Annotated in this window: 8 protein-coding genes; all 8 read left to right on the top strand. The window is 67.8% G+C overall.

Annotated elements, in window-relative coordinates; genetic code table 11:
- A partial coding sequence (locus VM840_12395) for a hypothetical protein (protein HVL82379.1) occupies positions 1-307 on the top strand: 307 nt, incomplete at its 5' end.
- A gap of 254 nt (positions 308-561) precedes the next feature.
- The gene (locus tag VM840_12390; protein ID HVL82378.1) at positions 562-4,008 is read left to right on the top strand and encodes a DNA-directed RNA polymerase subunit beta; all 3,447 of its coding nucleotides are present in this window, start codon (positions 562-564) and stop codon (positions 4,006-4,008) included.
- Positions 4,009-4,013: 5 nt separating this feature from the next.
- Positions 4,014-7,904 (top strand): DNA-directed RNA polymerase subunit beta', encoded by a 3,891-nt coding sequence (locus VM840_12385; GenBank protein ID HVL82377.1) that lies wholly within the window; start codon positions 4,014-4,016, stop codon positions 7,902-7,904.
- Positions 7,905-8,026: 122 nt separating this feature from the next.
- Positions 8,027-8,731: an SAM-dependent methyltransferase gene (locus VM840_12380; GenBank protein HVL82376.1), complete on the top strand. Its 705-nt coding sequence runs from the start codon at positions 8,027-8,029 to the stop codon at positions 8,729-8,731.
- Between the two features lie 174 nt (positions 8,732-8,905).
- A complete protein-coding gene (gene rpsL / locus VM840_12375) occupies positions 8,906-9,280 on the top strand; it encodes a 30S ribosomal protein S12 (protein ID HVL82375.1) in 375 nt (124 codons plus the stop codon).
- Positions 9,280-9,750, top strand: coding sequence for a 30S ribosomal protein S7 (rpsG, locus tag VM840_12370; GenBank protein HVL82374.1), 471 nt, complete (start codon positions 9,280-9,282; stop codon positions 9,748-9,750). Before rpsL ends, rpsG begins: the two co-directional genes overlap by 1 nt.
- Positions 9,751-9,853: 103 nt before the next feature.
- Positions 9,854-12,016, top strand: a complete 2,163-nt coding sequence (fusA, locus tag VM840_12365) for an elongation factor G (protein HVL82373.1) — start codon at positions 9,854-9,856, stop codon at positions 12,014-12,016.
- 42 nt (positions 12,017-12,058) lie between these two features.
- Positions 12,059-12,307, top strand: a 249-nt coding sequence (locus tag VM840_12360) for a GTP-binding protein (GenBank protein HVL82372.1), incomplete at its 3' end; no start/stop codon positions are given.

Raw genomic sequence — 12,307 nt, 5'->3', positions numbered from 1 at the left:
TCCTGGCACCGGCCCCCAGGGCCGGTGCCAGGACCACCCCACGCCCGACCAGACCTATGCCCTGACCGTCCGGTCCCGGGAGACGGTCCTGCTGATCCTGGACGCCGACCGGGCCCCGAACCAGGAGACGATCCGCCCGTTCCAGGGGTCCGACCGCCGGGCCCACCAGCCCCAGCCCGTCCAGCCCGCCCTGGAGACCAGCCTCACGGTCGACCTGCCGGCTGGGGAGTGGAACCTGGACCTGTGCGCGACGTGGACCGGGTACGGGCAGCCCTGCTGGCTCTTCCGCCTCAACGTCGTCGAGTAGCCGAGCGCCCGCACCGCTCTGACCTGCGGCGTAGCGTGTGGACCCTTGACTTGATCGCCCCCAGCGTGTATCTATGCCCCATCTGGTGTTCGGGAACGACTACCGCCCGTTGACGCCGGTATAGCCGGTCGCTATACTGGCGATTTGCCATGCCCGACGCCTCTACAAGCGAGCCCTGACACCCGCACGCCCAACCGTGGTTGACCGCGCCTCGGTGACAGGGAAGGTTCCGGCCCCCGAAGGGAGGGAGACGATTGGCGGACGCGTCCGCTTCCACCCGCATCGATGAGCGTCTTTCATTCGGAAAGATCAAGGACATCATCGAGCTCCCAGATCTGATCGGTATCCAGAGGGATTCGTTCGCCGCGTTCAAGGCCGAAGGCCTGGGCGAGGCGTTCCGCGATGTCTCCCCCATCGAGGACTTCACGGGGAACCTGGCGCTCGAGTTCGCCGAGCACTGGTTCGAGGAACCCAAGCACACGATGGACGAGTGCCGCGAGCACTCGATGACCTACTCGGCCCCCCTGTTCGTGAAGGCCCGCTTCGTGAACAAGAGCACGGGCGAGATAAAGGAGCAGACGGTCTTCATGGGGGACTTCCCGATGATGACCGAGAAGGGCACGTTCATCATCAACGGGACCGAGCGGGTGGTCGTCTCCCAGCTCGTGCGTTCCCCCGGCGTGTACTTCGACCGGGCCCTGGACAAGACGTCCGACCGCGAGCTCGTGTCCTGCCGGGTCATCCCGTCCCGGGGCGCGTGGCTCGAGTTCGAGATGGACCGCAAGGACACGATCGGCGTCCGGATCGACCGCAAGCGCCGCCAGCACGCGACCGTCCTGCTGCGGGCCCTGTACGGGTTCACCTTCGACTACAAGACCGGCAAGGTCGAGCTGAAGGACCGCGAGGAGCTGGAGCGCGAGATCACGAACGAGCAGCTCATCGAGGAGTTCGGCGACTCGGAGGCCCTGCGGGAGACCCTGAACAAGGACCCCATCCGCACCCCGGGCGAGGCGTTGATGGACATCTACCGCAAGCTGCGCCCGGGCGAGCCGCCCACGGCCGAGTCGGCCGGTTCGCTGCTGCAGGGGATGTACTTCAACCCCAAGCGCTACGACCTGGCGAAGGTGGGCCGCTACAAGATCAACGCGAAGATGGACACCACCCTGCCCGACGCCGTCACGGTGATCACCCAGCAGGACATCAAGGTGGCCGTCCAGTACCTGGTCGGGCTGCACGAGGGCAACCCCGACTACGACACAGACGACATCGACCACTTCGGGAACCGCCGGGTCCGGTCCGTCGGCGAGCTGATCGCCAACCAGGTCAGGATCGGGCTCGCCCGCATGGAGCGCGTGATCAAGGAGCGGATGTCCACCCAGGACGCCGAGGCGATCACGCCCCAGTCCCTGGTCAACATCCGGCCGCTCACGGCGTCCATCAAGGAGTTCTTCGGGACGTCGCAGCTGTCGCAGTTCATGGACCAGACGAACCCGCTGTCCGGGCTCGAGCACCTGCGGCGCCTGTCCGCGCTCGGACCGGGCGGTCTGTCCCGGGAGCGGGCCGGGTTCGAGGTGCGAGACGTGCACCCCTCCCACTACGGCCGGATGTGTCCCATCAAGACGCCTGAGGGTCCGAACATCGGCCTCATCGGGTACCTGTCGAGCTTCGCCCGGGTGAACCCCTACGGGTTCCTCGAGACCCCCTACCGCAAGGTGGAGAAGGGCCGGGTCACCGAGCAGATCGACTTCCTCACCGCCGACCGGGAGGACCGGTTCATCATCGCCCAGGCCAACGCCGTGCTCGACGAGCGCGGCCGGTTCGAGGGTGACCACGTGCTGTGCCGGTCGAAGGGCGGCGAGATCGTCTTCGTGGAGCCCGAGAAGATCGACTACATGGACGTCTCGCCGAAGCAGATCGTGTCCGTGTCGACCGCGCTCATCCCGTTCCTCGAGCACGACGACGCGAACCGGGCGCTCATGGGCTCGAACATGCAGGGGCAGGCCGTCCCGCTCGTGCGGACCGACGCCCCCCTCATCGGGACCGGCATCGAGACCCGGGCCGCCAAGGACGGCGGGGACGTGGTCGTCTGCGAGAAGGCGGGGACGGTCCTCGAGGTCTCGGCCGACTACATCGTGGTGTCGCACCGCGACGGGTCGGAGCAGACCTACCGGCTGACGAAGTTCGACCGGTCGAACCAGACGACGTGCATCAACCAGCGCCCGATCGTGAACGAGGGTGACCGGGTGTCCGCGGGCCAGGTGATCGCGGACGGTCCGTGCACGGACCGGGGCGAGCTCGCCCTGGGCCGAAACCTCCTCGTCGCCTTCATGGCCTGGGAGGGGCACAACTACGAGGACGCGATCATCCTGTCCGAGCGGCTCGTCCGCGACGACGTGCTCACCTCGATCCACATCGAGGAGCACGACGTGGAAGCCCGGGACACGAAGCTCGGCCCCGAGGAGATCACCCGCGACATCCCCAACGTCAGCGAGGAGCTCCTCAAGGACCTCGACGACCGCGGGATCATCCGCGTGGGAGCCGAGGTCAACCCCGGCGACATCCTGGTCGGGAAGGTCACGCCGAAGGGCGAGTCGGAGCTGACGCCTGAGGAGCGGCTGCTGCGCGCGATCTTCGGTGAGAAGGCCCGGGACGTCCGGGACACCTCGCTGAAGGTGCCGCACGGCGAGTCCGGGACGGTCATCTCCGTCCACGTCTTCACCCGCGACGGCTCAGACGAGCTCCCGCCGGGCGTGAACCAGCTGGTCCGGGTGTACGTGGCCCAGAAGCGCAAGGTGCTCGAGGGTGACAAGCTCGCCGGACGCCACGGCAACAAGGGCGTCATCGCGAAGATCCTGCCGGTCGAGGACATGCCGTTCCTCGAGGACGGCACGCCCGTCGACGTGATCCTGAACCCCCTTGGGGTGCCGTCCCGCATGAACGTGGGCCAGGTCCTCGAGACGCACCTGGGCTGGGTGGCGTCCACGGGCTGGCGTTTCGACTCTCCGCCCGCCTGGATGAAGGAAGCAGGGTGGGGAGCCGAGCACCGCGACGTGACCGGTCCCGTCCGGATCGCCACCCCCGTCTTCGACGGGGCGCGGGAGGACGAGATCAAGGACCTGCTCACGAACGCGAAGGACCCCCGCCGCGGCACCGTGAGCAGCAACGGCCGCAAGCTCGTCGACGAACACGGCCGGGCGGTGCTCTACAACGGACGGACCGGGGAGCGGTTCGACCAGGAGGTCACGGTCGGCTACATCTACATCCTGAAGCTCTTGCACCTGGTGGACGACAAGATCCACTCCCGTTCCACGGGTCCGTACTCGATGATCACTCAGCAGCCGCTGGGCGGGAAGGCCCAGTTCGGCGGGCAGCGGTTCGGGGAGATGGAGGTCTGGGCGCTCGAGGCGTACGGCGCCGCGTTCGCCCTCCAGGAGCTCCTGACCGTCAAGTCCGACGACGTCCTCGGCCGCGTGAAGGTGTACGAGGCGATCGTGAAGGGCGAGAACATCCCGGAGCCCGGCATCCCCGAGTCCTTCAAGGTGCTGATCAAGGAGATGCAGTCGCTCTGCCTCAACGTCGAGGTCCTCTCGGCGGAGGGCAAGCAGATCGAGGTGAAGGAGTCCGACGAGGACTACCGGGTGCAGGAGGAGCTTGGCATCGACCTGTCCCGGCCCGAGCGCGCGAGCGGTGAGGAGCTGTAGAGCAGATGGAAGAGCGGTCTCAGCGCGTCCAGGACGTCAACGAGTTCGACCAGCTTCGGATCGGCATGGCCACCGCGGAGCAGATCCGCATGTGGTCCAACGGCGAGGTCCGCAAGCCCGAGACGATCAACTATCGAACGCTGAAGCCCGAGCGTGACGGGCTGTTCTGCGAGCGCATCTTCGGTCCGACCAAGGACTGGGAGTGCGCCTGCGGGAAGTACAAGCGCGTCCGGTTCAAGGGGATCATCTGCGAGCGGTGCGGGGTCGAGGTCACCCGGGCCCGCGTCCGCCGCGAGCGGATGGGTCACATCGAGCTGGCCGCGCCGGTCGCCCACATCTGGTTCTTCAAGGGCGTCCCATCTCGGCTCGGCTACCTGCTCGACCTGGCTCCCAAGGACCTGGAGAAGATCATCTACTTCGCCTCCAACGTGATCACCCACGTGGAGACCGAGAAGCGCGAGCGCGACCTCCCGAAGCTCGAGAGCCAGCTCGCCCGGATGAAGGAGGACCTGCGCGGCGAGGCCGAGGCGGCCAAGGCCAAGCGCTCCAAGGACCTGGAGAAGGCCCTGAAGGAGCTCGAGGCGGAGGGCGCCAAGTCGACCGCCGTCAAGGCCCGTCAGAAGGAGTACGACATCGCCGTCCGCGAGATCGACCGCCGGGTCGAGAAGCAGACGGAGCTCATGGACCGCGCGTGGGAGGAGTTCACGAAGCTCGAGCCCAAGCGCCTCGTCCCGGAGGACGTGTGGCGGCAGCTGCGCGACTCCTACGGCGAGTACTTCCGGGGCGGCATGGGAGCCGAGGCGATCAAGGACCTGCTGCGCGGTCTGAACCTGGCCGAGGAGATCGAGGCTCTGCGTCTGGTCACGAAGGAGAACAAGGGCCAGAAGCGGATCCGCGCCATCAAGCGGCTGAAGGTCATGGAGCAGCTCCTGCAGTCGGGCAACACGCCCATGGCGATGATCCTCGACGTGAACCCGGTCATTCCGCCCGACCTGCGCCCGATGGTGCAGCTCGACGGGGGCCGGTTCGCCACCTCCGACCTCAACGACCTCTACCGCCGGGTGATCAACCGCAACAACCGGCTGAAGAGGCTGCTCGACCTCGGCGCCCCGGAGATCATCGTCAACAACGAGAAGCGGATGCTGCAGGAGGCCGTCGACGCCCTGTTCGACAACGGGCGCCGCGGCCGCCCCGTCACCGGTCCCGGCAACCGGCCGCTGAAGTCTCTCTCGGACATGCTGAAGGGCAAGCAGGGGCGGTTCCGCCAGAACCTGCTCGGGAAGCGTGTCGACTACTCGGGCCGTTCCGTGATCGTCGTCGGCCCCGACCTGAAGCTCCACCAGTGCGGGCTGCCGAAGATCATGGCGCTCGAGCTGTTCAAGCCGTTCGTGATGAAGAAGCTGGTCGATGCCGGCCTGGCCACGAACATCAAGTCGGCGAAGCGGATGGTGGAGCGGGCCCGGCCTCAGGTCTGGGACGTGCTCGAGGACGTCATCTCCGACCACCCGGTCATGCTGAACCGGGCCCCCACGCTCCACCGCCTCGGGATCCAGGCGTTCGAGCCGATCCTGGTGGAGGGGAAGGCCATCCAGATCCACCCGCTCGTCTGCCCGGCCTTCAACGCCGACTTCGACGGTGACCAGATGGCCGTGCACGTGCCGCTGTCGCCCGAGTCGCAGGCCGAGGCGCGGCTGCTGATGCTGTCCACCCACAACATCCTGTCGCCGGCGCACGGACGTCCGACCGTCACTCCCACCCACGACATGATCCTGGGCTCGTGGTACCTGACGGCGGTCCGCGAAGGGGCGCCCGGCGAGGGGACCGTCTTCGGGTCCCCGTCGGAAGCGGTCCTGGCCTTCGACACCCAGGACCCGAAGGACCCGTGGCTCCACCTGCACGCCAAGGTGAAGATCCGGCTCGACCGTCCTATCTCGGACACGATCGGGGGAGCCCCCCGGGAGGTCGAGGAAGGCAACGGGTCGCAGCTGGTGGAGACGACGGTGGGGATGGCGATCCTCAACGAGACCCTCCCGCGCGACTTCCCCTGGGTGAACCAGCAGGTCGGCAAGAAGGAGATGGGGCTGATCATCGACGCCCTCATCAGCCGCTACGAGAAGGCGGTGGTGGCCGAGTCGCTGGACAAGATCAAGTCGAAGACCTTCCACATGGCTACTCGCGCGGGGATCTCGATCGCCGTAGACGACGTGGTCGTCCCGCCGGACAAGCCGAAGATCCTGGACCGCTACGAGAGGGAGGCGGAGCGCGTCGAGGTCAACTACTCGCGCGGCGTGCTCACCGACGACGAGCGGCGCCAGGAGCTGATCGAGATCTGGACGAAGGCCACCGACGAGGTGGCGAGGGCCATGGAGGCCAACTTCGACGAGCTCAACTCGATCTTCATGATGGCCCACTCGGGAGCCCGAGGGAACATCAAGCAGATCCAGCAGCTCGCGGGGATGCGCGGGCTGGTCGCCAACCCGAAGGGGCAGATCATCCCGCGTCCCATCAAGGCCAACTTCCGTGAGGGCCTGACCGTCCTCGAGTACTTCATCTCGACGCACGGTGCCCGCAAGGGGCTCGCCGACACGGCGCTCCGGACGGCCGACTCCGGTTACCTGACCCGGCGTCTGGTCGACGTCGCCCAGGAGATCATCGTGCGCGAGGTCGACTGCGGGACGGACAAGGGGCTCACGGTCAACGTGGCCGAGCTGCGCACCGATACCGACTGGGACGCGCGGATCCTCAGCCGTGTCCTGGCCGAACCGGTGAAGCAGGGCCGGGAGACGGTCCTGGCCGCTGGATCGGAGGTCGGACGCCCCGAGCTCGCGAAGCTGCGCGCGGCGGAGGCGGAGGAGATCGTCGTCCGCACGGTCCTCACCTGCGAGTCGCGGGTCGGTGTGTGCGCCATGTGCTACGGCCGGAACCTGGCCACCGGGCGCCTCGTGGACATCGGGGAAGCGGTCGGGATCATCGCCGCCCAGTCGATCGGGGAGCCGGGGACGCAGCTCACCATGCGGACCTTCCACACCGGAGGTGTGGCCGGCGAGGACATCACCCACGGGCTGCCGCGTGTCGTGGAGCTCTTCGAGGCCCGCAACCCGAAGGGCGCGGCCGCGCTGGCCGAGATCTCGGGGACGATCGCCATCGAGGAGAAGGAGAAGTCCCGCGAGATCATCATCACCGACCCGGAGGGGGAGGAGCGGCGCTACACCGTCCCCCGGCGTGTCCGGCTCCGCTACAACGAGGGAGACCAGATCCAGGCCGGGGAGCAGCTCTTCGAGGGCGCGGCCGACCCCAAGGAGATCCTCAAGATCCGCGGGATCAACGAGGTCCAGCGATACCTGGCCAACGAGGTGCAGCAGGTGTACGCGAGCCAGGGCGTGACCATCCACGACAAGCACATCGAGCTCGTCGCGAAGCAGATGCTGCGGCGGATCTCGGTGGTGGAGCCGGGCGACACCGAGTTCCTGCCCGGACAGCTCGTCGACCGCAACCTGTTCCAGGCCACCAACCAGCGCGTCGTCGAGGCGGGCGGGGAGCCCGGCCGCGGACGGCCGGAGCTCATGGGGATCACGAAGGCCGCCCTCGCGACCGACTCGTGGCTCGCCGCCGCCTCGTTCCAGGAGACGACGCGCGTGCTCACGGAGGCGTCGCTGTCGGGACGCAGCGACCCGCTGCTGGGCCTGAAGGAGAACGTGATCATCGGCAAGCTCATCCCGGCCGGCACCGGGATGCGCCGGTACCGGTCCGTCAAGGTGAAGCCGCTCGTCGAGGTGCCCTCGTGGCACGACGACGACCCGTCGGCCGGGATGGCCGAGGACGGGGAGCTCGAGTCCGACGTCGCGCTGCGGGACCTGCTCACGATGCAGACCGACGCAGCAGGGGCCGAGGAGTAGGGCTCCCAGCCACCCAGCGTTCCCGGGGCGGCCGCGCGAAGCGCGGCCGCCCCGTCCTATCCGGGGACCCTCGACGGGAAGGGCTCGGCCTACGGGCGGTCAGCTGGAAGTAGGCTCCCTGGGTGCGGCGACGGCTACTCGATGAGCTGCGACGGGCCCGGCCCGACCTGGACGACGCCGAGGAGGCCATCGCGGCCGGGCGCGTCTTCGTGAACGGGAGCCCGGTCACGAACCCGTCGAGCATGGTGACGCCCGGGGCGTCGGTCGTGGTGAGGCCCCGGACCGAGCTGCGCGGCTCCCGCAAGCTGGCCGCCGCGCTCGACGCCCTCACGGTGGACCCGGCCGCACGCACCTGCCTGGACGTGGGCGCCGCGGCGGGCGGTTTCACGACCACGCTGCTGGACCGGGGCGCCTCGAGGGTCTACGCCGTGGACGTCGGCCATGGACAGCTCCGTGGCTCCCTGCGCCAGGACGCCCGGGTCGTGAACCTCGAGTCGACGAACGTCGCGGACCTCGACCGCCACCTCGTCCCGGACCCGATCTCCCTCGTGACCGTGGACGTGTCCTACCTGTCCCTGACCGCGGCCGTGGCTCAGCTCGACAGGCTCGAGATCGAGCCGGGAGCCGAGCTCGTCGGTCTCGTGAAGCCGATGTTCGAGCTGAGGCTCTCGGACGCCCCCACCGACGCGGAAGGCGTCCGGAGGGCGCTCGAGGAGGCCCGCCGGGGGGTAGAGGCGGCGGGATGGGAGGTCCGAGCCGCCATCGCATCACCCGTCCCGGGGGCCCGGGGAGCGATGGAAGGGTGGGTTCACGCGACGAGAGATTGACGCACCCCCGCGGTGCCGGTAGCATTTCTCTTCGCGTCCGGCGCACCACCGGTCGGGCGCATCCGTTTGTGGCCGGTCCCGCCGGCCGCACCCCCGAGAGCACCACCGGCCTTCGGGCCACGGTCCTCGACGCGGCGCGGCCAGGCGTGACCTCGAAAGAGAAGGTAGCGCGTAGTGCCGACGATCCAGCAGCTGATCAGGAAGGGCCGGAAGGTCCCCCGGACGAAGTCGAAGACCCCCGCCCTCAAGGGGTCCCCGCAGCGGCGGGGTGTCTGCCTGCGCGTGTACACCACCACGCCGAAGAAGCCGAACTCGGCCCTTCGCAAGATCGCCCGTGTCCGCCTCACCGGGGGCTCGGAGATCACCGCCTACATCCCCGGTGAGCAGCACAACCTCCAGGAGCACTCGATCGTGCTCGTCCGCGGCGGCCGTGTGAAGGACCTCCCGGGCGTGCGGTACAAGATCATCCGGGGCACGCTGGACACGGCCGGTGTGCGCAACCGCAAGCAGGCCCGTTCGAAGTACGGCGCGAAGCGAGGAGGGGACTGATGCCACGGCGTGGACCCGTCCCCAAGCGCGAGACCCGCCCCGACCCGCTGCACGACAGCCAGCTGGTGACCCAGCTGATCAACCGTGTGATGCAGGACGGCAAGAAGACGACGGCCGAGAAGATCGTGTACCAGGCCCTCGACGACCTGCGTCAGCGGTCCGGGATGGAGCCTGTCCCGGCCCTCAAGAAGGCGGTGGACAACGTCCGGCCGCTGCTCGAGGTGCGGTCCAGGCGCGTCGGTGGGGCGACCTACCAGGTGCCGGTGGACGTCCACCCGCGCCGAGGAACAGCGCTGGCCTTCCGGTGGCTGGTGTCCACCGCCCGGTCCCGCAAGGGCAAGGGGATGGCCGAGAAGCTGTCCGGCGAGCTCCTGGACGCCCTCCAGGGCACGGGCACCGCGGTCAAGAAGCGCGAAGACCTGCACAAGATGGCCGAGGCCAACCGGGCCTTCGCGCACTACCGCTGGTAGATCCAACGACTACAGAGCAGATGGCTGCTGGGTGCGGTCGTCTGTAACAGCGTGTGTGGCTGGGGCCGCGCGCCGACCACGACAGGACAGACGTGAGGACGAGATGGCAGAGGCGGCAGTGAACGAGGAGAAGCAACAGCCCCAGGCCCCCAAGCCCGAGGGCGGACAGCGCAAGACCCAGGGGCTCCCCATCCGGGAGTTCCCGGCCAGCCGGACCCGCAACATCGGGATCATGGCTCACATCGACGCGGGCAAGACCACGACCACGGAGCGGATCCTCTACTACACCGGCAAGTCCTACAAGATCGGCGAGGTCCACGAGGGCGCCGCGGTCATGGACTGGATGGTGCAGGAGAAGGAGCGCGGCATCACGATCACCTCTGCCGCCACCACCGCCAACTGGAAGGACCACTGGATCAACATCATCGACACGCCCGGACACGTCGACTTCACCGTCGAGGTGGAGCGCTCCCTTCGCGTGCTGGACGGCGCGGTGGCCGTCTTCGACGCGGTCCAGGGGGTCGAGCCCCAGACCGAGACGGTCTGGCGTCAGGCGAACAAGTACGGGGTCCCGCGCATCTGCTTCATCAACAAGATGGACCGGGTCGGCGCGGACTTCACCCAGGCCGTCGAGATGATCAAAGAGCGCCTCGTCGAGCCGCACCCCATCCCGATCCAGATCCCGTGGGGCAACGAGTCGGACTTCCAGGGGGTCATCGACCTGGTCGAGATGAAGGCCCTGCGGTGGAGCGAGGGCATGGGCGACACGTGGGAGACCCTGGAGATCCCCGAGGACATGCTAGAGGCGGCCCAGGCAGCCCGGCACACCCTGATCGAGGACCTCGCGGAGGTCGAGCACGACGAGGTCATGCTCCAGCACTTCGTCAACGAGACCGAGCCCTCGTCGAAGGAGCTGCTGGACGCGATCCGCCGTCACACCCTCACCATGGAGATGGCCCCGCTGCTCTGCGGGACCGCCTTCAAGAACAAGGGCGTCCAGCCCCTGCTCGACGCCATCTGCAACTACCTGCCGGCACCGACCGACATCCCGCCCGTCACCGGGATCGACCCGAAGAACGAGGAGCGGGAGCTCGAGCGTCCGCACACCGACGACGCCCCCTTCTCGGCCCTGGCCTTCAAGATCGTGTCCGACCCCTACGTCGGGAAGCTGACGTACTTCAGGGTCTACTCCGGCACGCTCAAGGCCGGGAGCCACGTCCACAACGCGACCCGTGACCGCAAGGAGCGCATCGGACGCATCCTGCGGATGCACGCGAACCACCGGGAGGACATCGAGGCGGTCTTCGCGGGCGACATCGTCGCCGCGGTCGGCCTGAAGCACACCTTCACCGGTGACACCCTCTGCGACCCGGACAACCCGGTCGTGCTCGAGTCGATGACCTTCCCCGAACCGGTCATCTCGGTGTCGATCGAGCCGAAGACGAAGGCCGACCAGGACAAGCTGACGCAGGCGATGCAGAAGCTGACCGAGGAGGACCCGACCTTCCGCGTCCGGACCGACGACGAGACCGGTCAGACGATCATCTCAGGGATGGGCGAACTGCACCTCGACATCATCGTCGACCGCCTCATCCGGGAGTTCAACGTCGGCGCCACCCCCGGGCGGCCGCAGGTCGCCTACCGGGAGACCATCCGTCAGCCCGTGACCGGACACGTCTACACCCACGCGAAGCAGACCGGAGGTCGCGGACAGTACGCCAAGGTCGTCATCGACGTCGAGCCCCTCGGCCCCGGCGGCGGCTTCGAGTTCGTGAACGCGGTGCGAGGCGGTGACGTCCCGCAGGAGTACATCCCGGCGGTGGACGCAGGTGTCCTCGAGGCCATGCAGACCGGGGTCCTGGCCGGCTACCCGATGGTGGACGTCCGGGTCACGCTGACCAGCGGACAGCACCACGAGGTCGACTCGTCGGAGATGGCGTTCAAGGTGGCCGGTTCCATGGCCTTCAAGGAGGCAGCCAGGAAGGGCAAGCCCGTCCTGCTCGAGCCGATCATGGAGGTCGAGGTCGTGACCCCCGACGACTACCTCGGGGACGTCCTAGGCGACATCAACTCCAAGAGAGGCCGAATCGAGCGCGTCGAGGCACGCTCCGGGAGCCAGATCATCAGGGCTCTGGTGCCGCTGGCCGAGCTGTTCGGGTATGCTACCGACTTGCGCTCCCGAACCCAGGGACGCGCGACATTCACGCCGCAGTTCCACTCCTACCAGGAGGTCCCGGATTCTGTGGCGCGCGAGATCGTCCAGTAGAGCCGGGCTATACGACGAGGTTAGGGAAAGAGGAGGACAGCAGTGGCCAAGGCCAAGTTCGAGAGGACCAAGCCGCACGTCAATATCGGGACGATCGGTCATATCGATCACGGTAAGACGACGTTGACGTCGGCGATCACTGCTGTGTTAGCTAAGCACAAGCCGTCGGATATCAATCAGCCGATCGCGTTCGAGAATATCGATAAGGCTCCTGAGGAGCGTCAGCGGGGTATCACGATCGCTATCGCTCATGTGGAGTATGAGTCGGATACCCGTCATTACGCGCATGTG

This window comes from Actinomycetota bacterium (genome assembly GCA_035540895.1).
GTDB lineage: Bacteria > Actinomycetota > JAICYB01 > JAICYB01 > JAICYB01 > DATLFR01.
This window is presented reverse-complemented; position numbering and strand designations above follow the sequence as displayed.

Bases quoted from the DNA above. Each gene is read 5' to 3' on its own strand.
- VM840_12385 (HVL82377.1), top strand. From the start codon at position 4,014: ATGGAAGAGCGGTCTCAGCGCGTCCAGGACGTCAACGAGTTCGACCAG.
- rpsG (HVL82374.1), top strand. From the start codon at position 9,280: ATGCCACGGCGTGGACCCGTCCCCAAGCGCGAGACCCGCCCCGACCCG.
- fusA (HVL82373.1), top strand. From the start codon at position 9,854: ATGGCAGAGGCGGCAGTGAACGAGGAGAAGCAACAGCCCCAGGCCCCC.